Raw genomic sequence first — 23,252 nt, 5'->3', positions numbered from 1 at the left:
ATACTATTGGGAAAACACGCATGAAGCGGCGAGATTTTACCCGGCGTCCCGGCTGCTCGGTCGAGGCGACGCTGGACCTGATCGACGGCAAGTGGAAGGGCGTGATCCTCTACCACCTCCAGGACGGCACCCAGCGCTTCGGCGAACTACGCCGCCGGATGCCCGGCATCACCCAGCGCATGCTGACAAAGCAGCTTCGCGCGCTGGAGGAGGACAAGCTCGTCATCCGCAAGGTCTATGCCGAGGTGCCGCCGCGGGTGGAGTATTGCCTCTCCGAGCTCGGCGAGAGCCTCAGGCCGGTGATCGACATCCTGAAGGCGTGGGGCGAGAGCCATCAGCAACGGCTGTCCTGCGCGCCGGCGCCCGAGGCGGCGGAACCGGTCAAGAAGCCGAAGCGAGCAGCGTGAATGTCCGGGAGCGGACTGCGCCGCTCCCGGACAAGATTGCGTCAGAACGCAAACTGCGTGCGCATCGCGACCGCGTCGAACTTCGAGCCGACGTCGGCGGTCGAGACCGGCGAGGCTTGCTTCGACACCGTGCCATGCAGGTAGTCCAGCATGAAGCGGACATTGCCGTTGACGTACCAGTTGAGCGCGAGCGTGTAGACCGTCTGGCGTCCGCCGGCGATGCCGGCGGCAGTCGCGAGCTGATTATTCAGATCCATAGTGGAATAGCGGCCGGCGATCTCCCAGGCGCCCCAGCCACCGCCATCGAGCGAGAACGGATGATCGGGCTTCACGCCGCCATAGGAGGCGTTCGCTGGATTGTACTTGCGCGATTCCCCGGTCAAGACGTAGGCCGCTTCCGCGTAGCCGCCCTGGAATTTCAGGCTTGGCGCTCCGATTAACGGCACGCTGGTGTTCGCGTTGCGATCGATGTTGAACCAGTAGTATTCGCCCTGGAGGAACAGCGATCCATAGGTCGCGGCGGCTTCGACACCATAAACCTGCGCGCCCGCGACATTGGCAATCGCACCGGTCGAGATCAGTGTCGTAGGGTCAATTCGCAGCTCAGGCCGGTCGCTGAGCGTGAGCGTCTGCGTGTTGGCGACCAGATTGCGCGGCGGCTGAATCAGCCACTGTGCGTCGCCGCCGAGATGCAGCGAATAATCCTTGCCGCTGACGAGCTGGCCCGCAACGCGGGCCGTCGCGCCGTACTGCTCGCTGGTGCCCGGAGGTGAGACGCTCGACGCTGAGTGAATCGCACCCGTGGTCGGACCCGTCACGTACGCGCCGGCCCAGAACACGTCGTTGTACCAGCGGGCGCCGACGGCAGAACGGAAATCGCCGGCGGCGATATTTTGCGCGATCACGCCGACCGAGGCGCGCTCCATGAAGGGAATGTCGTTGGAGCTCGAGGACTCATCGAGGGTCCAGGCAAGGTCCATGATGCCGGCCTCGATCGCCATCTTGCCGCCAAAAGGCTTCAGCCCGGTGTAGCTCACATACGCGTTCTCGATGCCGGATGTGCCACCGCCGGGCAGGAAGCCGACAGGAGTAGCGCCGGCGGCCCCCGTGCCGCCGAAGCCGTCAGCCGAACCGCCGAAGTCGTAGATCAGGGCAAAATTCCAGTCTTCGAGGAACTTGCCGACGACGCCGATGCGTGCGCGACGGACGTTCTCGCCGCTGTCGAGTTTCTGCGGCACGGTGCCTGCCGTATTGGGACGATAATCGTAGCCGCCGACATCCCAGTGCACGCGGCTCGTGATCGCGACGCAGTTCGCTCCGTCGGCCGTGCAGATGGTCGGCCGGTTGTTCGGCATCGTCACAACGACGCCGGAAGCCGGCGCCGGGCCCTTGAGCGGGATCGCCGCATTGGCATTGGCGACGACCGCTTTCGCCTCCGAGCGCGCTTCGGCTTTTGCTTCGGCCTTGGCTTCAGCCTTGGCTTTCGCCGTCGCTGCGGTGTTCGCTGCGGTCTGGCTCTGGAGCTTGTCGAGCCTCTGCTCGAGCATCTTCAGCTGCTGCTTCAGGAGTGCGATCTCCTGTTCGCTGTTGCTGGCCGATTGGGCCTGGGCTTGCGATGCCGCCAGCACGCCGGCGAGACCAATCGCCGTGGCTGCAATTCTTGTCCTGCTCACGTTACGCCTCCATCGTTTGACGAACTTCCCCAAGTCGCGAACGGAGAGCCTAGGAAGGATCGATGACTGCCCCGCGACGCTGCGTCCGGTTGCGTGGTTCCCACTGATGCAAATTCGCCGCAACCGAATCCGCCTTGCATCACCATGCAAGATGACGCGTATCATGCCAATCCGTAGCGCCGGGCAAATTGCCATTTCGCACACCGGGCCGGTATGCGGCGGGCGCCGGAAGGGGGGTGAATATTGCCATCCCGCGCCCTTCTATTGGGGGGCGAACGCGCCTATATTCCGGCGTCTTTTCCAAGAGGTAGGAATGTTTCGATCGACCTGGACCGCCGTCGTCACGGCATTGTGCATAGGCTTTTCGACCCACTTCAATCCGGCAGCGGCGCAGGACCGTCGGGCCCCGTCGTCGCCGGCCGAGCTGCGGCTGTCCTATGCGCCGATCGTGCAGCGGGTGCAGCCGGCGGTCGTCAACGTCTATGCCGCCAAGGTGGTGCAGAACCGCAATCCGCTGCTGGATGATCCCATCTTCCGCCGCTTCTTCGGCGTGCCCGGCCAGCAGCCCGAGCAGATGCAGCGCTCGCTCGGCTCCGGCGTCATCGTCGATGCGTCGGGCCTCGTCGTCACCAATGTCCACGTCATCGAGGGCGCGGACCAGGTCAAGGTGTCGCTGTCGGACAAGCGCGAGTTCGAGGCCGAGATCCTGCTGAAGGATCCCCGCACCGATCTCGCCGTGTTGCGCCTGAAGGACACCAAGGAGAAATTTCCAACGCTCGACTTCACCAATTCCGACGAGCTGCTGGTCGGCGACGTCGTGCTCGCGATCGGCAACCCCTTCGGCGTCGGCCAGACCGTGACCCACGGCATCATCTCGGCGCTGGCGCGCACGCAGGTCGGCATCACCGACTACCAGTTCTTCATCCAAACCGATGCGGCGATCAATCCCGGCAATTCCGGCGGTGCACTGGTTGACATGAGCGGCAAGCTTGCCGGCATCAACACCGCGATCTATTCGCGCTCCGGCGGCTCGCAGGGCATCGGCTTTGCGATCCCCGCCAACATGGTGCGCGTGGTCGTCGCTTCCGCCAAGGGCGGCGGCAAGGCGGTGAAGCGTCCCTGGCTCGGCGCGAAGTTGCAGGCGGTGACGCCCGAGATCGCCGAAAGCCTCGGCTTGCGTTCGCCGACCGGCGCGCTGGTCGCGAGCGTGGTCTCGAACGGTCCCGCAGCGAAGGCCGGCCTGAAATCCTCCGATCTCATCACCGGGATCGACGGCCAGACCGTGGATGATCCCAATGCCTTCGACTACCGCTTCGCGACGCGTCCACTCGGCGGTTCCGCGCAGATCGACGTGCAGCGCGGCGGCAAGCCGCTCAAGCTCGCGATCGCGCTGGAGACCGCACCCGACGCCGGCCGCAACGAGCTCGTCATCACTGCGCGTTCGCCGTTCCAGGGCGCGAAGGTCTCGACCATCACGCCGGCGGTTGCCGACGAGCTGCATCTGGACGCCGACACCGAAGGCGTCGTGATCGCCGATCTCGGCGGCGACAGCGCGGCCGCGAATGTCGGCTTCCAGAAGGGCGACATCATCCTGGCTGTCAACAATCAGAAGATCAGCACGACCGGCGATCTCGAAAAGGCTGCGGGTGAGCGCCCGCGGATCTGGCGCATCACGCTGGTGCGCGGCGGGCAGCAGATCAACGTCACGCTGGGCGGATGAGTCCGAAGCGACCACAGGAGACGCCAACTCTCTTTGCCGCGGCGGGGCTCGATCACGAGGCTCCGCATCCGCTGCCGGACCGGCTGCGCCCGCGCGCGTTGTCGGAGGTCGTCGGCCAGGATCACATCCTCGGCCCCGACGGCGCGCTGACGCGCATGCTGGAGACGCGCACGCTCGGCTCGCTGGTGTTCTGGGGCCCGCCCGGCACCGGCAAGACCACGGTGGCGCGGCTGCTGGCGGACGCGACCGACCTGCATTTCGAGCAGATCTCCGCCGTGTTCTCCGGCGTCGCCGACCTGAAGAAGGCATTCGACGCAGCGCGTGCCCGCCGCGAGATGGGCAAGGGCACGCTGCTGTTCGTCGACGAGGTGCACCGCTTCAACCGCGCCCAGCAGGATTCGTTTCTGCCTGTCATGGAAGACGGCACGGTGGTGATGGTCGGTGCCACCACCGAGAATCCGTCCTTCGAGCTCAACGCGGCGCTTCTGTCGCGCGCGCGTGTGCTGGTGTTTCGCTCGCTCGATGCTGCCGCGATCGAGAAGCTGTTTGCGCATGCCGAAGAGGTGGAGGGCAAGAAGCTGCCGCTCGATGCGGAGGCGCGCGCGGTGCTGGTGCGCATGGCCGACGGCGATGGAAGGGCCTCGCTGACGCTTGCCGAAGAGGTTTGGCGCTCTGCACGGGCTGACGAGATTTTCAATGCCGCGCAGTTGCAGGACATCCTGCAGCGCCGCGCCCCGATCTATGACAAGTCGGCCGATGGCCATTACAACCTGATCTCGGCGCTGCATAAGTCGGTGCGAGGCTCCGATCCCGACGCGGCGCTGTATTACCTCGCGCGCATGCTCGATGCCGGCGAGGACCCGCTGTTCCTGGCCCGCCGCGTCGTGCGCATGGCGGTCGAGGACATCGGGCTTGCCGATCCGCAGGCGCTCGTCATCGCCAATGCCGCCAAGGACGCCTTCGACTTCCTCGGCCATCCCGAAGGCGAGCTCGCCATCGCGCAAGCGGTGGTCTATCTCGCCACTGCGCCGAAATCGAACGCGGTCTACACCGCCTTCGGGGCCGCCATGCAGACCGCAAAGCAGGCCGGCTCGCTGCTGCCGCCAAAGCACATCCTCAATTCCCCGACCAAGCTGATGAAGTCGGAAGGCTACGGCGCAGCCTACGAATACGACCACGACGCCCCCGACGCCTTCTCCGGCCAGGATTATTTCCCGGAAGCCCTGGGCCGCCAGACCTTCTACGATCCGCCCGAGCGCGGTTTCGAGCGGGAGATCCGGAAGCGGCTGGATTACTGGGCCAAGCTGCGGAAGGAGCGGGGCGGCTCGCGCTAGAAACGGCCATTTCGCCGTGACGGGAGCCGGCTTTTAGGGTACGCAGGCAGCCATGAGCCGCCGCATCAAGAGAATGAATCCAAAGCCCCGTTCGCGTGACGAGCGCGACGATTCGCGTCCGTTCAAGGCGCGCACCGCAAAGAAAGCGGGACCGCGGCCGGGTGGCAAGCCGGGGACGAAGCCGCCGCGCTTTGCGGGCGAGCGCGCCGAGCGGCGGCCGCCCAAGGCTGCTGCACAGGAAAGGCCTGCGCCCGAAAAGCCGGTCGAGGCGCTGCTGCCGACCAAGGTGCAGACCGTCACCGTGACCGCCGACGAGAACAACATGCGGGTCGATCGCTTCCTCGAGGCGCGCTTTCCCGGCCTGTCGTTCTCCCACATCCAGCGCGTCGTCCGCAAAGGTGAGCTCCGCGTCGACGGCAAGCGCGTCGACAGCAAGGACCGGCTGGAGGAGGGGCAGAGCGTCCGCATCCCGCCGCTGAAGCTCGACGCGCCCAAGGCCGTCGGCGAGCTCTCGGAGGCTGCGCAGAAGACGCTCAAGGCGCTGAAGGAGATGACGATCTACGAGGACGACGACGTCCTCGTGCTTAACAAGCCGTTTGGGCTTGCGGTGCAGGGCGGCTCCGGCACGACGCGGCACATCGACCAGATGCTGGAGGTGATGCGCGACTCCAAGGGGCAGAAGCCGCGGCTTGTGCACCGGATCGACAAGGACACGTCGGGCTGCCTCCTGATCGCGAAGACCCGTTTCGCTGCTTCGCACCTGACCGGCGCGTTCCGCTCGCGGTCGGCGCGAAAGGTCTATTGGGCGCTGGTGCCGGGGCTGCCGAAGCCGAAGCAGGGCCGCATCTCGACCTTTCTCGCGAAAGAGGAGAGCGAGGACGACACCATCATGCGTATCGCCCAGCACGGCGATGAGGGCGCCAGCCACGCGGTGACCTATTACGCCGTGGTCGAGACCGCCGGCAACAAGCTGACCTGGGTGTCGCTGAAGCCGGTGACGGGCCGCACCCACCAGCTCCGCGCACATATGGAGCATATCGGCCATCCCATCGTCGGCGATCCCAAATATTTCAACATCGAGAACTGGCAGCTGCCGGGCGGCCTGCAAAACCGGCTGCATCTGCTGGCGCGCCGCATCGTCATTCCGCATCCGCGCGGCGGCGTGATCGACGCCACCGCCCCGCTGCCGCCGCACATGCAGCAGTCGTGGAATCTGCTCGGGCTCGATGCAAGCCGGTTTGATCCGATCGAGAACGCGCCGGAGGAATAGTGAATCCGTAGGCTAGGGAGTTTCCGCGACGTCGTCCTGGCGAAAGCCAGGACCCATTACCCCAGGGAGGGGTTTGGCGAAGACTCCTCGTTCGGTATTCCGACCTCTCGCGATCGATAGATCACGCGGTATGGGTCCTGGCCTTCGCCAGGACGACATCAGGTGTTTGGCGAGCGGCTTACCCCCTCAATTCCGAAACTGCTCCAGAAACATCCGCAAGCTGTCGTGCGAGCTCTCGACATCGGTGATCAGCCAGCCCTCGGGTCCGTTGACGAGGATGAAGTTCAGCGTCACCCGGCGGCCGTGATTGTCGAAATTCGCCGCGACATAGGTCTTGTCGTATTGCCTGCGGGCCACCGCGATCGCGACCGGGCCGAGCTTCCAGCTCGGGCTCTGCACCAGGAAATCATAGGGCTCGGCCCTCGGCGTGCTCCAGGCCTTGCGCAGCGGGAAATCGAAGAACTGCCGGGCGGTGGCGCCATCCCGCGGCAGGCCTTTTGACAGTTCCGGCGCGCCCTGGCCGTAATGGGCGTAGACATTGCGAACCAGCGATTCCGGGCTACGAAAGCCTGCCTCCGCCGCGGCCAGTCCAAGTCCCGCATATAGGGCGACAATGCCCGTAAGTTCCCTCATGCCCGCCGCTCGCTTTATCGGCCACAGGTCTTAGCTTAAAAGCCTAGCATCCAGCCGCGGAGACCGAAAACCCAAGATGCGTGAATTGTTCGATGAAGCTGCGGGCCAGTCTCCGCGCGATCCGCGGGAATCGGCCCGCCAGTCCGCGCGCACGCCGCAGCGCAAGCGCTTCTACAAGGAGGCCGGCGTCGCCGAGGCCGAAGGCGGCTTCGCCATCACACTCGACGGCAGGCCGATCCGCACGCCGTCCGGCCGCCAGGTCGTGATCCCCTCGCGCGCGCTGGCCGACGCGGTCGCCGCCGAATGGGCGGCCCAGGGCGAGACGATCGATCCCGTGACCATGCCGCTGACGCGGATCGCCAACAGCGTGGTCGAGGGCGTGGTCGACCGCGTCGAGCTCGTCAGCGACGACCTTGCGAAATATTTCGAGTCCGACCTGCTGTTCTATCGCGCTGGTCACCCCGAGGCGCTCGTGGCCCGCGAGGCCACGCATTGGGACCCCGTGCTGTTCTGGGCCGCGGAGACGCTGGGCGCGCATTTCATCCTGTCCGAGGGCGTCATGCATGTGAAGCAGCCGGACGAGGCGGTCGAGGCCGCGCGCGCGGCGCTGCCGGGCGACGCCTGGTCGGTCGCCGCGCTCCACGTGGTGACGACCCTGACCGGCTCGGCGCTGCTGGCGCTGGCGCTGGCTCATGGCGTGCGCGATGCCGGCCAGGTCTGGGCCGCCGCCCATGTCGACGAGGACTGGAACATCGACCAATGGGGCGTGGACGAGGAAGCTGCGGCACGCCGGGCCGCCCGCGCGCAGGATTTCGAGGCTGCCGTGGCGGTTCTAGACGCGGTGAAGGTACCTGCGGTCAAAGGTCCTTAACGAGAGGTTTACGAGGGCGGCCTTAGGGTGGGACCAGCGTTCCCTGGGCCCCCCGAGATGCCGACGCCGATAAGCTCGATCGTTCCCGTCAGTGCTGCCAGCCCCGTGGCTGATGCGGCGACGCCCGATCTCGTGCTTCAGGCCGGCAGCGTCGTCGACGCCAGAGTGGTCAGCGTGCTCGCCGACAATCTGGTGCGGATCGCGATCGCAAACCTCTCCCTCGACGTGATGTCGGAAGTCGCGCTGTCGCCTGGACAAAATCTTCAGCTCGCGGTGTCGCAGAACGACGGCACGATCCGGCTCGCCGTCGTCAACGGCGCAGGCGAGGCGGCGGCCGACCAGGTCACGCTGACGCCGGCCGCGGCTTCGCTGGTAGAGAGCCCGCCGCTCGCGCCGTCCGCAACCGCCGCCCGCAACACCTTGACGCCATCGGAGCAGCTTGCTGTCACAACGGCTTCGGCCGAGGCCGCGAGCAAGCAGGGCAGCCAGGCGCCGCTGTTCGCCAATCTCGCCTCCGTCGTCACCGGCAGCGATCTGCCGGCGGGATTGAAGCAGGCGGTGCTCGACGTGCTGGCGCAGCAGACGCAGCTCAATACTCAGCTCGATGGCGGCGACATCGAATCCGCCTTCCAGAAGTCCGGCCTGTTTCTCGAGGCTTCACTGGCCGCGGGCGCGACGCCGTCGCCAGGCGCCGTGCCGGACCTGAAGGCGGCGCTGCTGGTGCTGCGCCAGACGCTGGCCGCGACCTCAGGCGTGCGCGAGACCGGCGTGCCGCAGGCACCGGCGCAAGCCGCCGCGCCGCCGACAAGCGTCACGACCACACCGCAGACCGCAGCATCCGCACTTCAGGCGGCGGGCGCGGCCGCGCAAGCGGCATCCCCGTCGCCCGATACGGAGATCGCCCAGCCGACGCAACTGCCGCGCGGCGCTGCGCTCGCAGCCGCCGTGCTGGCCGACATGCCGGGCAAGGCGCCGCAGACGGCGGGCCCGCGAACCATGTCCGCAGGCCTTGCCGCGAGCCTCCTGCAGGAGGTCACGCAAAACCTGCCGCGCATGATCGGCAACGTGCCGGGCTCGAACAAGGCGGTGCCCGATGGCCACATCTTCGAGGCCGCCGCGCGCGGGACGCCACCGCCGTTCCGCGGCGCGCTGCCGTCGCCGCAGTCCATCGCCTCGCCGTCGCTCGCGCCGGATACGCCGCTGGCCGCGACCGTGCACCGCCTGCTCGACGACACCAATGCCGCGATCGCGCGGCAGACGTTGCTCCAGGTCGCCTCGCTCCCCGATCGCACCGATGCCTCCGGCCATCGCGTCGATCCGGCCGTGCCGCAGTGGAATTTCGAGATTCCCTTTGCGACCCCGCAGGGCACCGCCATGGCGCAGTTCGAGATCTCGCGCGACGGCGGTAACGAATCCACCGATCCAACCAAGCGCGCCTGGCGCGCGCGCTTCACGCTCAATGTCGAGCCGGCCGGCCCGGTGCATGCGCTGATCACGCTGAACGGCGACAAGACCTTCGTGCGAATGTGGGCGGAGCGGCCGGCGACCGCGCAACAGCTCCGCGCCGGAATCGGTGAGCTCAGCCAGGCGATGACCAGGGCCGAGCTCAAGCCCGGCGACATCGTGGTGCGCGACGGCACGCCGCCGCAGCCGGCACCGGCCCGCGCCGGCCACTTCCTGGACCGCGCCACATGAGTGATCCGTCCAAGCTCGCGATTGCGCTGCATTACGAGAAGGGCTCTGGCGCGCCTGTCGTCGTCGCCAAGGGCAAGGGCACGATCGGCGAAAAAATCGTCGAGATCGCCAAGGCCAACGACATCCCCATCGAGGAGAACGAGATCCTGGCCGGCGCGTTGTCCAAGGTCGAGCTCGGCGAGGAGATCCCGCCCGATCTCTACAAGGCCGTCGCAGAAGTGCTGGTGTTCGTGCTGCGGCTGTCGGGCCGGGGGCGCTGACGCGCTGTCATCGTTTCACCACGATAGCGGCTGCATGGTCGCGTGGCATTTCTCAGTTCAACGGACATCGCCCTTGCTTACCCGCCGTTCCACTCTCGGTCTTCTCACTGCTGCCGCCACCATGCCGTCGCGCGCGCTCGCCCATGTCGCGCCGCCGCGCAATGAGATCCGCGACAGCCTGGCAAAGCGTTTCACCGATCTCGGCACATCAGGCACCTTCGTCGGCTACAAGGTCGAGGACTATCTGATCGTCGCCAGCGACAAGGAGCGCTCGGGCGAGGGGAAGCTGCCGGCGTCGACCTTCAAGATTCCAAACTCGCTGATAGCGCTGGAGACCGGCGTGGTTGCCGATCCTGACAAGGACGTGTTCCCCTGGGACGGTGTGAAGCGGCCGATCGAAGCGTGGAACAAGGATCACACGCTGCGCAGTGCCATCGCGGTCAGTGCGGTGCCGGTCTATCAGGAGATCGCGCGGCGCATCGGGCAGGAGCGCATGCAGAAATACGTCGACCTGCTCGACTACGGCAATCGCGACATTGGCGGCGGCATCGACCAGTTCTGGCTCACCGGAGCCTTGCGTATCGATCCGGTCGAGCAGGTCGATTTCGTCGACCGGTTGCGGCGCCGCGCGCTGCCGATTTCCAAACGCAGCCAGGATCTCGTCGCTGACATCCTGCCGGTGACCAAGGTCGGCGATAGCGTCATCCGCGCCAAGTCCGGCCTCTTGGGCGCCGAGCGCGGCGAGCCGTCGTTGGGCTGGATGGTCGGCTGGGCCGAGAAGGGCGAGGCGCACACCGTGTTTGCGCTCAACATGGATTGCACCGAGCCGCGCCTCGTCGGCGAGCGCATGCCGGTGACGCAAGCCTGCCTTGCCGAGATCGGCGCCGTCTGAGCGCAACCGCGCTGATCTGCATTGCGAGCGCAGCGATGCCGTAGGGTGGGCAAAGGCGCGTAGCGCCGTGCCCACCATCTCTCGATACGGTCACCTGTAGTTGGTGGGCACGCTTCGCTTTGCCCACCCTACGGTATCGCGTGCGGACCAGACCCTCTCAGCCCAGCTTGAACAGCGCCTGCAAAAACTCCTCCACGGCCTTGCGCGACTCCGCGGCGGTTGCGGGATTGCCGCCGACATGCGGATTGAGCTCGACGCAGGAATCCTTGTAGGTGAAGGGCGCTTGCGTGCTGGCGTTCATCAGCACGCCGCCGTCACCTTCCTTGATCTGGCAATTGCGCACGGTCTGCGCGTTGGCGGAGACAGCCACGGTGGCGGCGCCGAGCAGGCCGCTGTCAAAGCCGTGCGCGCTATCGGGGTATTCGGTCAGCACCACGTCGCGCCCGGCGGCCTTGAGCCGCTCGACGAAGGCCTTGCAGCTCTTCACGGGGTTGTAGTCATCAGGCGTGCCGTGGAAGATGCGGATCGGGCGCGCCGCGACATCGGTATCGCCGACGTAGCTTGTCGAGCAATCCGGATAGAACGGGATGTAGGCGGCGAACTGGATGCCGGACTTGTTCCAGAGCTTGTTGAAGCGGTTGAGGCTCGCATAGAGCGTTGCCTGTCCGCCGCGCGAAAAGCCCATCAGCACGATGCGGTCGGGGTCGACGCGGGGATGCTTCGCCAGAATCTCGAGCGAGCGGTAGATGTCGACGATCAGGTTGAGCCGGCCGAGCAGGGCCTGGTTCGGTCCGACCACCGTCAGTCCGCGGCCGGTAAAGCCGTCGATCACAAAGGTCGAGATGCCCATGGCGTTGAAGGCGTGGACCCAGGCTTCCGTGGTAGCGCCGACGCCGCTGGAGCCGTGCATCAGCACCACGACGGGGAGTTTTCCACTGCCCTGCGCGACGCGGAATTCGCCCGCGACCGTCACGACCTTGCCGGCGGCCGCATCGCCGCTCAAAAATTGCTGGTCGGAGAGGGTGAGCGAGGGGATCGGGTAGATCTCCGCGCGGGTGGCGACTTCCTTGGGAAGGGATTGCGCGTTGGCGAACGCGGCTGAGACGCAAAGCGCGATGAGCGCGGCAGCGGCGCGGAATGCCCTCGGCATCGGATTCTCCCTGATTTTTTTTGTAGTAGAACAACAGGCCCGCGCGCTGTCAATTTGGCGCGCGGCGGCCTTAGGCCTTGTCGGCCGTCTTCTTGGTCGTCAGCGCCTGGTCGATGGCAAAGCCGCCGATCTCGCTCATGGCCTGCGAGATCACGTCGCCGCTTCTGGCAAAGCCGCTGGAGAGATAGTCGAACTGCGTCCGCGCCGGCCGCAGCACCTCGATCGGCACGGAGACCGCGGTCTCGTTGAAGCTGTCGACGGAGGCGCGCAGCGTCTCCAGCTCGGTGCTGAGCTTCCCGATGTGGCTTTCCGCGTCCTGCATCAGGCCGAGCAGCTTGCCGCGCTCGGCATCGAACGCCGCACGCTCGGCCGCCGCAGCCGCCGTCACCTCGGTCAACTGCGCCCGCAGCGCCTCGATCTGGCTGACCATGGCGTCGGAGGCAAGCTCGGCGGCCTCGTGCAGCTCGACATGGCGTCTGTTCTCTTCATGCTGCTGATGATAGAGCCGCTCGGCTGACATCGCCCGCTGCGTCAGGGACTCGATCAGGCTTGCGGCACGCAGCAGCATCTCGCCGTTCCGCCCTGACACCATGCTGGCCATGCGCCGCAGGAAGTCGACGGTTTCGGACGACGAGTTCGGCGGCAGGGGGACGACCGTCGCGGACATGAGGTGATGCTTGCAGTCAGACGTGAGGACCGCCGCCGTACCGACTGGGCTCACGCAACATTCGGCGCCTGATCGTAAGCCTGGAGCAAGCCTGAATCGGCGGGCCCGGTCAACCGACCGGCACGGACAAAATCGACCCTCCCGCCGCCAAGTCGCGCGCGGGATCAGGCGTCCTTCTGCCGGCCAATCCGCCCAAGATGGGTAAAGCCGAACCCGGCTGAATATTTCAGGCCATAGCCCAGCGCCCGGTCTATGCCGATATGGGCCAGCCAGATCAAGGCGATGGATAAGGTGAGCGGCGAGGCGAGGCCGAAGCCCAGCGTCAGCAGCGCCACCGGCGCCATGTAGCTGTGGGCGGCGTTGTAGACCAGCGCGCCGAACCTGGTGCCCGAGAGGTATGCCAGGAAGCTCAGATCGGGGACGAAAAAGAGCAGGGCAAAGACGAGCCAGGAGCCGTCCCAGGCCCAGTAGAGCACCACCATGCCTGCAAACAGCGTCAGGCCCTCCAGCCGCAGCAGGATGTTGACACCGCCCGTCACAGTGCCGGTCTCGGTCGTTCCTTGGTCCATCGTCGCCTCCCAGGCAAAACTCTGTAATTCCTTGCGCTTTCCCGCTGCGGCAAGGCAGCCCTGCGGGCCCGAAAGCCGCTTCCCGGCCCGCAAAATGCCGTGTTAGAACCCCCGGCAATCGCATTTAGGCTAAGAACTGGCGGGAGCAAATGAAACATATCCTGGACGCCCTTGAAGATCGTCGTGCCGGCGCAAAGCTCGGCGGCGGGGAGAAGCGCATCGAGGCGCAGCACGCCCGCGGCAAGCTGACCGCGCGCGAGCGCATCGAGCTCCTGCTCGACAAGGGATCGTTCGAGGAGTTCGACATGTTCGTCGAGCACCGCTCCACCGAGTTCGGCATGGAGAAGACCAAGGTGCCCGGCGACGGCGTCGTCACCGGCTGGGGCACCGTCAATGGCCGCAAGACGTTTGTCTTTGCCAAGGATTTTACGGTGTTCGGCGGGTCGCTCTCTGAAACCCATGCGCTGAAAATTACAAAACTCCAGGACATGGCGATGAAGGCGCGGGCGCCCATCATCGGCCTCTACGACGCGGGCGGTGCCCGTATCCAGGAGGGCGTCGCCGCGCTTGCCGGCTATTCCTACGTGTTCCGCCGCAATGTGCTGGCCTCCGGCGTGATCCCGCAGATCTCCGTCATCATGGGTCCCTGCGCCGGCGGCGACGTCTATTCGCCGGCCATGACCGACTTCATCTTCATGGTGAAGAACACCAGCTACATGTTCGTCACCGGCCCCGACGTCGTGAAGACCGTCACCAACGAGGTCGTCACCGCCGAGGAGCTCGGCGGCGCCTCGGTGCACGCCACGCGCTCGTCGATCGCCGACGGCGCCTTCGAGAACGACGTCGAGACGCTTCTGCAGATGCGGCGCCTGATCGACTTCCTGCCGTCCAACAACACCGACGGCGTGCCGGAATGGCCGAGCTTCGACGACATCGGCCGTGTCGACATGTCCTTGGACACGCTGATCCCCGACAATCCGAACAAGCCCTACGACATGAAGGAACTGATCCTCAAGGTCGTGGACGAGGGCGATTTCTTCGAGATCGCGGAAGCCTTCGCCAAGAACATCGTCACCGGCTTCGGCCGCATCGCGGGCCGCACCGTCGGCTTCGTCGCCAACCAGCCGATGGTGCTGGCCGGCGTGCTCGACAGCGACGCCTCGCGCAAGGCCGCGCGCTTCGTCCGCTTCTGTGATGCCTTCAACATCCCGATCGTCACCTTCGTCGACGTGCCGGGCTTCCTGCCGGGCACCGCGCAGGAATATGGCGGCCTGATCAAGCACGGCGCGAAACTGCTGTTCGCCTATTCGCAGTGCACCGTGCCGCTGGTGACCATCATCACCCGCAAGGCCTATGGCGGCGCCTTCGACGTCATGGCCTCCAAGGAGATCGGCGCCGACATGAATTACGCCTGGCCGACCGCCCAGATCGCCGTGATGGGCGCCAAGGGCGCGGTCGAGATCATCTTCCGCGGCGATATCGGCGACCCCGACAAGATCGCGGCGCGCACCAAGGAATACGAAGACCGCTTCCTGTCACCCTTCATCGCCGCCGAGCGCGGCTACATCGACGACGTCATCATGCCGCACTCGACCCGCAGGCGCATCGCGCGGGCGCTGGCGATGCTGAAGGACAAGAAGGTGGAAATGCCGGCGAAGAAGCACGACAATTTGCCGTTGTAAGATCTCGTAGCCTGGATGAGCGAGGCGACATCCGGTTTTCCACTCAAGAGTCCCGCATGTCGCTTCGCTCATGCGGGCTACTGGCTACGCCTCTGATTTGGCATCCTCGATCAAGATCCGATGACCGAACACGATCCGACCGACGAAATTTCACAGATCGAAGATCGGATCGAGCGGCTCGCCGAGATTGCCGAGCGGTGCCGGAAGTACATTCTCGCGTCCAAGATCGCCATCGGCGGTGGGGGCGCGCTGCTGTTGGTCGCGATCCTCGGCCTGTTTGGGACAGGTCAGACCGCCGCGCTCGGATCAATCGCTCTGGTGCTGGGCGGGATCGTGTCACTTGGCTCGAACGTCAGCACGTTGCGGCAGACGGAGAGCGCGATCGGTGATGCGGAGGCGCTTCGATCTCGGCTGATCGGCAGGATCGACCTGCGCGTGGTTGCCGATGCGCCGATGAAGCTGGTGTGACGCGCCGGCCGTTCGGCACCTTTGTTCACTGCCCCAGCTTCGCCCGTCCCTTGCTTCGCTGCCAGTGGCTTCCGGCGCGAAATCGGCTGTCTCTGGCCGCTTGCAATTGCCTTCTGGTGGCCTACCATGAACAGCGTTGGGACCTTGAAGGAGTGCAGCCATGGAACTCACCGTGGTGCCGATCGTCAAGCCGGACGCAACCAACTTCATCTTCGGCCAGTCGCATTTCATCAAGACTGTGGAAGACCTCCATGAGGCGCTGGTGGGCGCAGTTCCGGGCATCCGCTTCGGGCTGGCCTTCTGCGAGGCCTCCGGCAAGCGGCTGGTGCGCTGGTCGGGGAACGACGAAGCCGCGATCGCGCTTGCACGCGACAACGCAATGGCCATCGGCGCCGGCCATACATTCCTGATCTTCCTGGGCGACGGATTCTTTCCAGTCAACGTGCTGGCTGCGGTGCGTGCGGCGCCGGAGGTCTGCCGCATCTACTGCGCGACGGCCAACCCCACACAAGTGATCGTCGCGCAAACGGAGCAGGGCTGCGGCGTGCTCGGGGTGGTGGATGGCGCCTCACCGCTGGGTGTCGAAACCGACGAGGACATTGCGTGGCGGAAAGACCTGCTGCGAAAGATCGGCTACAAGCTGTAGTGGCTGGATGCAGCCGAAGCGGCGGGCCTGCATCGACAAGACCGTCGAACCCACAACCGCAAGATGCCCGGCACATTAATCGCCGGCGCTCTCAAGCTCCAGACCCGAGGAGCAACACCATGAAGCAAAACATCCCCGAAGAATTTCCCACCGGCTTGATGGATTGGAGTCGCTTTGTGATCAAGGGCAGCAAGATGCCGCCCCGGGATCCTGATGACGATGAAGAGGACGAGGACGAGGAGGGAGAAGAGGAGGGGGACGACGACGAACCGGCGGTCGTACGCGAGCCGGACGAAGACTAGAAAAGTGGATGGCAGTTGGCGTACAATATCTCCCATGAGTTGGGATGCGAAAGACGTAGCGCTGCTCAAAAAACTCTGGGTCCAAGGACAGAGTGCCGCGCAGATCGCGCGCCGTCTCGGGTGTAGCCGTAACGCTGTCTGCGGCAGGCTAACTCGCTTGGGCCTGACGCGTGGCCACAAGCCGCCAACAGCAAAACCCAAGATAAGGTCGGTCCGGAAGCGAGAGCCGGCGTTGTTGGTTGCCGGTGCCCAACCGGCAGCCAAGAAGGTGTCGCGGAAGACAACAAACAAGCAGCCAAAGGAATTCAGCAAGCACCAGCTTTACGCCATGCTAGCTGAAGCGGTCAGGAATACGGGCTAACGGGCTACCGCGACGTTGTTGCGGCGCGGGCTCAATGAGCCGAGTCCGACCGGGTTGGGAGGGGCAATGGATCATTGGACCCGCTGGTTACCAGGTCTTGGCACCCTTCGTCGATATCAAGGGAAGTGGCATTCGCACGATATCTTCGCTGGATTCGTATTGGCGACAATGCTGGTCCCGGTTGGCATTGCCCATGCGGAGGCGTCGGGCTTGCCCGGTATCCAGGGTCCATACGCAACGATCACAGCGCTCCTCGCTTACGCGCTGTTCGGTCCAAGCCGCATCCTCGTCCTGGGACCAGACTCGGCTCTGGCAGCCATTGTATCGTGGGTGTTGTCGGTCCATTGTCGGGTGGCGATCCCATGCGCGCCATAACCTTGGCCGGCATGATGGCAATCGTTTCCGGCACGGCATGTATTCTGGCAGGCATTCTACGTCTGGGCTTTGTAACCGAACTTCTCTCCAAGCCCATACGCCACGGTTACATGAACGGAATTGCATTGACCGTATTGATCAGTCAACTGCCAAAGCTGTTCGGCTTTACGATCGAAAGCGAAGGACCTCTGCGGAGCCTGTGGGCGATCGCCGGTGCAATCACCGAAGGAAAGACAAGCTGGGTAGCCCTTGGGCTCGGGCTCGGCACGCTGACGGTGATCCTTCTGCTCGAGAGCAACAAGCGGCTGCCAGGCATTCTGATTGCCGTCGTCGGGGCAATGGCCGTCGCGGGCGCGCTGGATCTTGGGAGGACTGGGAGGACCGAGCCAAAGCCTAGTCTCGATGGACCTTGGTGCGCCCTGCGATCGTGGCGTCCTTTCAGCGCCGATATCGTGCTAGGCTCGACTGTGGCAGGGAGCACCTGCTTCCTGCTTCATACCGAACGGGAGGACGACATGCCTGAGAGCGTCTACAAGGTCATAGAACTGATCGGCACCAGCAACGATTCCTGGGAAAAGGCCGCCGCCAACGCGGTCGAGCAGGCTGCAAAATCTCTTCGTGACCTTCGTGTCGCAGAGGTCGTCAAGCTCGATATTCAGCTGGACGCCAAAGGAAAAGTAGAGGCCTATCGCGCTAAACTCAACGTGTCGTTCAAGTTCGAGGGCACCTGAGCTTAAGCAAACCTCGCCTCGCATGCGGGGCGAGGTCGGATCTTACGCGCAGGGTCAGCGCTCAAACGGTCGACGTGAATTGTGTCCCTCTTGGAGAGCGCACGATCATGAAGGTCTTGCCACTGCTCGTGGTCGCCATGGGTGTCGTCGCGTGGGAAGCGACCGCACAGGACGCACAATGCGTCCGCGAACGCGCCGCCATGGTCGAGGCCATCCGGGCCTACGCCCGGTCCGCTGCCGGTGTTTTGGGACAGCAAGGCCTGTCGGAGAAGGTCCTTGAGGCCATGGCGCAAACGAAACGCCACCTGTTCATCCCTGAGCAATCTTGCTCTATCGCATACGCCGATAGACCGATACCAATCGGCCTCGGCCAGACCATATCGCAGCCGTACATTGTGGCCTTGATGACCCAGTTGGCCGAGGTCGCGCCCGATCACGTTGTGCTCGAAGTCGGTACCGGTTCGGGCTACCAGGCCGCCATCCTCGCGCAGCTCGCGCGAAAGGTCTGCAGCATCGAGATCATCCCGCAATTGGCCGAGACCGCCGCGAAAACACTAAGGGACCTCGCGTATGACAACGTGAGCGTCAGGCTTGGCGATGGCTACGATGGCTGGCCCGAATGTGGTCCTTTTGACGCAGTCGTCGTGACTGCCGCGCTCGGGGAGCCACCGCCGCCGCTGATCGAGCAGCTTAAAGTAGGTGGCCGACTCGTCATGCCGGTGGGCCCCGGTTACGGCACCCAGCAGCTCACGGTCGTCGAAAAAATCGCTCCTGGCAAGACGACGACGCGCGCCGTCGCCCTCGTGCGGTTTGTCCCTTTTACGCGTTCGCAAAACTAGAAGTCAGGGTGGAACGGGTTGAGCGCGTAGGGTGGGTGAGCCTTGCGACTGCGCGAAGCGCAGTTCGCTGGGCGTAACCCACCAATTTTGTTGAGGCGGACATTGGCGGATTGCGCTTCGCTAATCCGTCTGCGTTAGCGTGCCTCATCCGCCGCAGCAAAATGCGCCATCTGGTCGGCGCGGGCCTTGGCGAAGGCCGGGCGGCCCGTGGCGCGCGCGACGTAGTCGCGGCAAGCCGGATGTGTCGCCAACCCATCGAAGCGATCGACGACGCGCAGCACGTCCGACATCAGGATGTCGGCGACGGAGAAGGAGCCCGCCAGCCATTCGCGGCCGGCGAGCACCGGCTCCATGTGCTTGAGGCGGAGCTTGAGGAAGTCGTCGACGAACTTCACGGCAGGTGAGCCATCGTCACTGCCGGTGAACTTGAACATCGTCCAGGGCAGGGCGGGCATCTCCACCGAATTGAGCGCCGCGAACACCCACGTCGTCGCCTCGTTACGGCCGCGCGGATCGGTGGGCATCAATGCCGGGCTGAGCTCACCCAGATGCAGCAGGATCGCGCCGCTCTCGAAGATCGAGAGGTCGCCGTCGGTCAGCCACGGCACCTGGCCGAAGGGCTGGTGCGCGAAATGCGCGGCGTCCCGCGGGCCGAACGGCACGCTCGCGACGCGGTACGGTAACGCGGCCTCTTCGAGAGCCCAGCGCACACGGAGGTCGCGCACGAAACCCCTGGGCATCTCGGGAACCCAGTCGAAAGTGGTGAGGGTGAGGTCGGCCATGCGGTGTCTCCCAGTGCTGCTCAAGGCATAGGACGGGCGAGGGACGTGCGTTCCGACACCGGTGTCAATTCTTTTTGTCGCCGGCGACTTGAGCGGTTAGTCTCGCCCCAAAACAACAGGAGGAAACCCCGATGCCCGCCGCCTTCTTCGTCGTCCGCGCCATCGTCACCGACGCCAGCAAGCGTGCCGCCTTCGACAGATGGTACGAGACCGAGCACGTGCCCGACGCGGTAAAGGCGTTCGGCATCAGCAAGGCCTGGCGGTTCTGGAGCCTGGACGATCCCTCCCTGCATCAGGCCATGTATCAGATCGACGACGAGGCCAAGCTCGCGGCGATGCTCAGAGGTGACGCGCTGAAAAAGCTCGTCGCCGATTTCAACCGCGACTGGCCCGACGTGAAACGGGCGCGAGACGCTGGTGCTGGCGCAGGAGTTTGCGAAGTAGTTCCTGTCGCCTTTGCAACGAATCTGAACGGACGATTCAGCCGCAGTTCATATCGCAGGCCCGACACTTGCTCGGCATCATCAACGCGTGCCTGAGAGGAAGATGTCATGGAACGCCGCAATTTTTTGAAACTTGCATTCGGTGCCGCGGCGGGAGCTGCCGCGTTCACCGCCGCCGCGCAGGCCGCGCCGCTGGCGCCGCAGCCGCTCGGTGATCCCCGTATGCCGCAAGGCAATCCGGACGCCCATCCGGCGGTCACCAGCAGCGATGAAGCCGCGCAGCTCAAGCCCGAGCAGGTGCACTGGCACGGTCGTGGCCATCACTGGGGCTGGCGCCACCGCCACTGGGGCTGGCGTCGCCGGCGCTGGCATCGCCGCCACTGGTAGGCGCCCGGCCGTCGAGGCCTGGACGGGGATCGCGGTTCGCGATCCCCGTTTTGATTCGGCGCTCCTGCAAGCCGATGTGCTGCAGAGCGCTGAAAAGAAAATGGCCGCGCAGGCTGTCGCCGCGCGGCCATTCGCGATGCGAAAGGACGAGATCAGAACGGCCGGCAACGGCCGGCGTACCAGCGGAAGCCATAGGGGCACACGCGCGGACGCACGACCACGACCGGCGCGGGGCGGGGCGCCACGACGACAACCGGCGGGCGCCCGGCCATCGGACGGCAGCCGCCATAGGGGCCGCGATACCAGCCGGGGCCGCAACCGCCGGCGGCGCTGGCCGCTTCGCTGAAACCGACGACCGCGCTGGCGAGCATGACGGCGGCGAAGAGATATTTCATTTGAACTTCCTTCTCGTCCTCGGGACAGAATGTTTGGGCAGCGCGCTTGCGGCGCACAATGAATCAAAAGACACGATTCGACACGTTAAATCTGGGGAGAAACGTGCCGACACGTCGCGATCCAAACCTGCCAATCATGACCTGAATGCGGCATGAACGTTGTCCGCATACGGCTTCAGGCGACAGCAATGGCGCCAGCGGCCCGTTCCGATGGAATCGAAGCGGGCCTCCAGGTTCTTTGTTCTGACGCTACGCGAACCGGTATCCACTTTGCTCGAAAACGCTCTACCGGCCGAGAAAGCCGAGCACCAGCTCCCTGTATTTCTCCGGCGCTTCCAGGAAGACGAGATGGCCGGTGTCGAGGATCACCTCGGCCCGCGCATTCGGCATCTTCGCAGCAAACGCCTTCGCGAGCTCGGCGTTCTGCCCCATCTTCGCGCGCAGCGCTTCCGGTGCGTTTGGCCGGCCCGGTGCGTTGTGGTCGTCGGCGCCCATGATGAACAGCGTCGGCTCGGTGATCAGCGCGACCTCGTGCGCGACCGGCTCGCGATAGATCATCTGCCCGGAGCTCACGAAGGCGCGCAGCCAGCGCGGATAGTCGGGGCTGCCCTTGATGTTGAAGCGGGCGTCGATGAACGGCGTGATTGCATCCGGCGGCAGCTTGATCGCGTAATTGGTCTGGAGCTGCTTGCGATAGCCCTCGGCCGTCAGCTTGTCTTCGCTCTCGATCATCTTCTCGGTCGGCGTCGGCGGCACGTAGAGGCGGTAGTCCTCCAGTCCGATGGGCGCGGTCAGCACGAGGTGGGCGACCCTGTCGGGATAAGCGCGGGCGATGCGCACGCCCAGCATGCCGCCGAGCGAATGCGCGACAACCTCGGCCTTGTCGATCTTGAGGTGATCGAGCAGCGCGATGGTGTTGCGCGCCAGCGTGTCGAAATGCAGCTCGCCTTGCGGCTTGGAGGATTTGCCGAAGCCGATCTGGTCCGGCACCACGACGCGGAATCCGGCCTCACTGAGCATCGTGATGACGGGCGCCCAGTAGCTCGACGGGAAATTGCGCCCGTGCAGCAGCACCACGGTGCGGCCGTTCGGTTGCTGAGGCGCCACGTCCATGTAGGCCATGCTGAGCTGCTCGCCGTCGTTGACAACAGGCAGCAGGTGCACGGGATAGGGATAGGCGAAGCCTTCGAGCGCGATGCCGTAAGGCTCGCGTGGTGTGGTGTCGGCGGCGTATGCGGCAAGAGGGGCGGCGAGGAGGGCGGCGGCAAGCGCGGCCGGGAGGAAGCGGATCATTGGGCTCTCTGGCTTTTGCAGAACGTCATTCCGGGGCGCGTCGAAGACGCGACCCCGGAATCTCGAGATTCCGGGTCTGGTCCTTCGGACCATCCCGGAATGACGGTGCCAGTAAACCTGTGAACAGCCGGGTCAAGCCCGGCCATGACGAGAGTGAGAGCTAACACGCGATTGTGTGCCGTCACGCTTCCGGCGTGATCAGTCCTTCCCATTCCCGAACAGCGCGGCAAACTGTTTCTCGCCGGTGCGGGTGAAATTCACCACGCGGCTGCCCGGCGTGGCGTCGCGCGCGGCCCATTTCAGCTCGGTGAAGCGCTGCATCATGGTGGCGCCCAGCGTGCCGGCGAGATGGTGGCGCCGCTCGCTCCAATCCAGGCAGGCCTTGCACACCGGCCGGCGCGGATGGGCGAGCATGTCGGGCGAGATCTGCAAATGTTTGGCGAGGAAGCGTTCGCCCTCGGCGGTCAGCTCGATGTCCTGTTTCTTCTGCCTGACCAGGTTTCGCTCGCGCATGGTGTCGAGCATCTGCACGCCGAGATCGCCGGCGAGATGATCGTAGCAGATGCGCGCGCGCCGCAGCGCCGGATCCTTCGGTCCCGTGCGCACGCGCATGTGGCCGGTGCGAGCGGCGAGGCCCGCAAGCCCTTCGAGCACGCCGGCAACGTCGTCGTCGGTGAGGCGGTAGTAGCGATGCCGGCCCTGCTTCTCCGGCTCGACCAGCCCGCCGGCCTCGAGCTTCGAAAGGTGCGAGCTCGCCGTCTGCGGCGTGATGCCGGCCTCCTGCGCGAGCTCGCTCGCGGTCAGCGCGCGTCCGTTCATCAGCGCCGTGAGCATGTTGGCGCGGGCGGGGTCGCCGACCAGCGAAGCGACCATGGCGATGTCGGGTCCTGATTTCATGCTTCGATGGTAGCCGAAGCATTGCGGTCGGGCAAGCGCGTAGGCTCTCACCAAGTCGTCATTGCGAGGAGCCCGTGACAAAATTGCGAAGCAATTTTGCACTGGCGACGAAGCAATCCAGGCTGTCTCCGCGGAGAGATTCCTGGATTGCTTCGCTGCGCTCGCAATGACGAGGTGGAAACACAGGAGCCTTACATGTCCGTCACCGTCTTCATCCGCTACCAGCTCGATCCGTTCAAGCGCGCGCAGTTCGAGGAATACACGAAGCGCTGGCTCACTATCATTCCGAAATGCGGCGGCGACCTGATCGGCTATTTCATGCCGCACGAGGGCACCAACAACATCGCCTTCGCACTGATCACCTTCGAGAGCCTGGCCGCCTACGAGGCCTACCGCGCCCGGCTGCGCCAGGATGCGGAAGGCATGGCGAACTTTCATTTCGCCGAGGAACACAAGTTCATCCTCGCGGAAGAGCGCACCTTCCTGCGCAAGGTGGTATTGTAGGCCACG

27 protein-coding genes and 1 pseudogene are annotated in these 23,252 nt (G+C 65.0%); 19 read left to right on the top strand and 9 right to left on the bottom strand.

Annotated features, from left to right (window positions below; genetic code table 11):
* Positions 1 to 20: 20 nt before the first annotated feature.
* Positions 21 to 407 (top strand): helix-turn-helix domain-containing protein, encoded by a 387-nt coding sequence (locus AAFG50_RS25845; protein ID WP_011088126.1) that lies wholly within the window; start codon positions 21 to 23, stop codon positions 405 to 407.
* A 41-nt stretch (positions 408 to 448) separates the two neighbouring features.
* On the opposite strand, the gene AAFG50_RS25840 is transcribed toward AAFG50_RS25845, so the two are convergent.
* The gene (locus tag AAFG50_RS25840) at positions 449 to 2,080 is read right to left on the bottom strand and encodes an OprO/OprP family phosphate-selective porin (protein WP_028171397.1); all 1,632 of its coding nucleotides are present in this window, start codon (positions 2,078 to 2,080) and stop codon (positions 449 to 451) included.
* A 313-nt stretch (positions 2,081 to 2,393) separates the two neighbouring features.
* On the opposite strand from AAFG50_RS25840, the gene AAFG50_RS25835 reads away from it, so the two are divergent.
* From AAFG50_RS25835 to AAFG50_RS25825, 3 genes are read left to right on the top strand one after another with little or no spacing between them, the layout of a single operon-like run.
* A complete protein-coding gene (locus tag AAFG50_RS25835; protein WP_028171398.1) occupies positions 2,394 to 3,800 on the top strand; it encodes a DegQ family serine endoprotease in 1,407 nt (468 codons plus the stop codon).
* Positions 3,797 to 5,134: a replication-associated recombination protein A gene (locus tag AAFG50_RS25830; protein WP_011088123.1), complete on the top strand. Its 1,338-nt coding sequence runs from the start codon at positions 3,797 to 3,799 to the stop codon at positions 5,132 to 5,134. Before AAFG50_RS25835 ends, AAFG50_RS25830 begins: the two co-directional genes overlap by 4 nt.
* A gap of 52 nt (positions 5,135 to 5,186) precedes the next feature.
* Entirely contained in the window at positions 5,187 to 6,404 is a 1,218-nt protein-coding gene (locus AAFG50_RS25825) for an RluA family pseudouridine synthase (RefSeq protein WP_028171399.1), read from the top strand.
* A gap of 186 nt (positions 6,405 to 6,590) precedes the next feature.
* Here the strand turns inward: AAFG50_RS25825 and AAFG50_RS25820 are convergent, their stop codons facing one another.
* Positions 6,591 to 7,037 carry a hypothetical protein gene (locus AAFG50_RS25820; RefSeq protein WP_028171400.1) on the bottom strand — a complete coding sequence of 149 codons (447 nt, stop codon included), beginning with the start codon at positions 7,035 to 7,037 and terminating at the stop codon, positions 6,591 to 6,593.
* Positions 7,038 to 7,113: 76 nt separating this feature from the next.
* Here AAFG50_RS25820 and AAFG50_RS25815 point away from each other — a divergent pair, with 76 nt between their 5' ends.
* The 4 genes from AAFG50_RS25815 to blaOXA all read left to right on the top strand — a co-directional run bounded on the left by AAFG50_RS25815 (position 7,114) and on the right by blaOXA (position 10,755).
* Positions 7,114 to 7,908, top strand: a complete 795-nt coding sequence (locus AAFG50_RS25815) for an ATP12 family protein (RefSeq protein WP_028171401.1) — start codon at positions 7,114 to 7,116, stop codon at positions 7,906 to 7,908.
* 57 nt (positions 7,909 to 7,965) lie between these two features.
* Complete coding sequence (locus tag AAFG50_RS25810) at positions 7,966 to 9,603, top strand: flagellar hook-length control protein FliK (RefSeq protein ID WP_028171402.1); 1,638 nt, start codon at positions 7,966 to 7,968, stop codon at positions 9,601 to 9,603.
* Entirely contained in the window at positions 9,600 to 9,863 is a 264-nt protein-coding gene (locus AAFG50_RS25805) for an EscU/YscU/HrcU family type III secretion system export apparatus switch protein (RefSeq protein ID WP_011088117.1), read from the top strand. The genes AAFG50_RS25810 and AAFG50_RS25805 overlap by 4 nt, the downstream gene beginning before the upstream one ends.
* 73 nt (positions 9,864 to 9,936) lie before the next feature.
* Positions 9,937 to 10,755 carry a class D beta-lactamase gene (blaOXA, locus tag AAFG50_RS25800; protein WP_028171403.1) on the top strand — a complete coding sequence of 273 codons (819 nt, stop codon included), beginning with the start codon at positions 9,937 to 9,939 and terminating at the stop codon, positions 10,753 to 10,755.
* 157 nt (positions 10,756 to 10,912) lie between these two features.
* Here the strand turns inward: blaOXA and AAFG50_RS25795 are convergent, their stop codons facing one another.
* The 3 genes from AAFG50_RS25795 to AAFG50_RS25785 form a co-directional block, all read right to left on the bottom strand.
* Positions 10,913 to 11,905: a dienelactone hydrolase family protein gene (locus AAFG50_RS25795; protein WP_028171404.1), complete on the bottom strand. Its 993-nt coding sequence runs from the start codon at positions 11,903 to 11,905 to the stop codon at positions 10,913 to 10,915.
* A gap of 70 nt (positions 11,906 to 11,975) precedes the next feature.
* A complete protein-coding gene (locus AAFG50_RS25790; protein WP_028171405.1) occupies positions 11,976 to 12,572 on the bottom strand; it encodes a hypothetical protein in 597 nt (198 codons plus the stop codon).
* A 164-nt stretch (positions 12,573 to 12,736) separates the two neighbouring features.
* A complete protein-coding gene (locus AAFG50_RS25785) occupies positions 12,737 to 13,141 on the bottom strand; it encodes a DUF4260 domain-containing protein (protein ID WP_028171406.1) in 405 nt (134 codons plus the stop codon).
* 149 nt (positions 13,142 to 13,290) lie between these two features.
* Between AAFG50_RS25785 and AAFG50_RS25780 the strand changes: the two genes are divergently transcribed.
* From AAFG50_RS25780 to AAFG50_RS25745, 8 genes and pseudogenes are all read left to right on the top strand, one after another.
* The gene (locus tag AAFG50_RS25780) at positions 13,291 to 14,823 is read left to right on the top strand and encodes an acyl-CoA carboxylase subunit beta (protein WP_028171407.1); all 1,533 of its coding nucleotides are present in this window, start codon (positions 13,291 to 13,293) and stop codon (positions 14,821 to 14,823) included.
* A 120-nt stretch (positions 14,824 to 14,943) separates the two neighbouring features.
* Entirely contained in the window at positions 14,944 to 15,291 is a 348-nt protein-coding gene (locus AAFG50_RS25775; RefSeq protein ID WP_011088111.1) for a hypothetical protein, read from the top strand.
* 160 nt (positions 15,292 to 15,451) lie between these two features.
* The gene (locus tag AAFG50_RS25770; RefSeq protein ID WP_011088110.1) at positions 15,452 to 15,937 is read left to right on the top strand and encodes an adenosine-specific kinase; all 486 of its coding nucleotides are present in this window, start codon (positions 15,452 to 15,454) and stop codon (positions 15,935 to 15,937) included.
* A 119-nt stretch (positions 15,938 to 16,056) separates the two neighbouring features.
* A complete protein-coding gene (locus AAFG50_RS25765; protein WP_028171408.1) occupies positions 16,057 to 16,239 on the top strand; it encodes a hypothetical protein in 183 nt (60 codons plus the stop codon).
* Positions 16,151 to 16,600, top strand: a complete 450-nt coding sequence (locus tag AAFG50_RS25760; RefSeq protein ID WP_323920098.1) for a GcrA family cell cycle regulator — start codon at positions 16,151 to 16,153, stop codon at positions 16,598 to 16,600. The genes AAFG50_RS25765 and AAFG50_RS25760 overlap by 89 nt, the downstream gene beginning before the upstream one ends.
* A 66-nt stretch (positions 16,601 to 16,666) precedes the next feature.
* Positions 16,667 to 17,343, top strand: a pseudogene (locus AAFG50_RS25755) (SulP family inorganic anion transporter); the annotation flags it as partial.
* 147 nt (positions 17,344 to 17,490) lie between these two features.
* A complete protein-coding gene (locus AAFG50_RS25750; RefSeq protein WP_135178112.1) occupies positions 17,491 to 17,706 on the top strand; it encodes a dodecin domain-containing protein in 216 nt (71 codons plus the stop codon).
* 107 nt (positions 17,707 to 17,813) lie between these two features.
* Entirely contained in the window at positions 17,814 to 18,545 is a 732-nt protein-coding gene (locus tag AAFG50_RS25745) for a protein-L-isoaspartate(D-aspartate) O-methyltransferase (protein WP_049832389.1), read from the top strand.
* Between the two features lie 134 nt (positions 18,546 to 18,679).
* Here AAFG50_RS25745 and AAFG50_RS25740 read toward each other — a convergent pair whose 3' ends face one another.
* Complete coding sequence (locus AAFG50_RS25740; protein ID WP_028171410.1) at positions 18,680 to 19,327, bottom strand: glutathione S-transferase family protein; 648 nt, start codon at positions 19,325 to 19,327, stop codon at positions 18,680 to 18,682.
* A 131-nt stretch (positions 19,328 to 19,458) separates the two neighbouring features.
* On the opposite strand from AAFG50_RS25740, the gene AAFG50_RS25735 reads away from it, so the two are divergent.
* Together AAFG50_RS25735 and AAFG50_RS25730 are read left to right on the top strand one after the other, a co-directional pair.
* Positions 19,459 to 19,866, top strand: coding sequence for a hypothetical protein (locus tag AAFG50_RS25735; RefSeq protein WP_080668018.1), 408 nt, complete (start codon positions 19,459 to 19,461; stop codon positions 19,864 to 19,866).
* A 12-nt stretch (positions 19,867 to 19,878) separates the two neighbouring features.
* Positions 19,879 to 20,157 carry a twin-arginine translocation signal domain-containing protein gene (locus AAFG50_RS25730; protein ID WP_028171411.1) on the top strand — a complete coding sequence of 93 codons (279 nt, stop codon included), beginning with the start codon at positions 19,879 to 19,881 and terminating at the stop codon, positions 20,155 to 20,157.
* A gap of 152 nt (positions 20,158 to 20,309) precedes the next feature.
* Here AAFG50_RS25730 and AAFG50_RS25725 read toward each other — a convergent pair whose 3' ends face one another.
* The 3 genes from AAFG50_RS25725 to AAFG50_RS25715 form a co-directional block, all read right to left on the bottom strand.
* On the bottom strand, positions 20,310 to 20,552 hold the full coding sequence (locus AAFG50_RS25725; RefSeq protein ID WP_008143062.1) for a hypothetical protein: 243 nt from the start codon (positions 20,550 to 20,552) through the stop codon (positions 20,310 to 20,312).
* Positions 20,553 to 20,837: 285 nt separating this feature from the next.
* Entirely contained in the window at positions 20,838 to 21,845 is a 1,008-nt protein-coding gene (locus AAFG50_RS25720) for an alpha/beta hydrolase (protein ID WP_028171412.1), read from the bottom strand.
* Between the two features lie 198 nt (positions 21,846 to 22,043).
* Positions 22,044 to 22,742: an ArsR family transcriptional regulator gene (locus tag AAFG50_RS25715; protein WP_028171413.1), complete on the bottom strand. Its 699-nt coding sequence runs from the start codon at positions 22,740 to 22,742 to the stop codon at positions 22,044 to 22,046.
* Positions 22,743 to 22,937: 195 nt separating this feature from the next.
* Between AAFG50_RS25715 and AAFG50_RS25710 the strand changes: the two genes are divergently transcribed.
* Positions 22,938 to 23,246: an NIPSNAP family protein gene (locus AAFG50_RS25710; protein WP_028171414.1), complete on the top strand. Its 309-nt coding sequence runs from the start codon at positions 22,938 to 22,940 to the stop codon at positions 23,244 to 23,246.
* Positions 23,247 to 23,252: the final 6 nt, after the last annotated feature.

Source organism: Bradyrhizobium sp. B039 (assembly GCF_038965675.1).
Taxonomy (GTDB): Bacteria; Pseudomonadota; Alphaproteobacteria; order Rhizobiales; family Xanthobacteraceae; genus Bradyrhizobium; species Bradyrhizobium diazoefficiens.
Note: the sequence above shows the minus strand (reverse complement) of the source record. Positions and strands in the feature narration are given on the sequence as shown.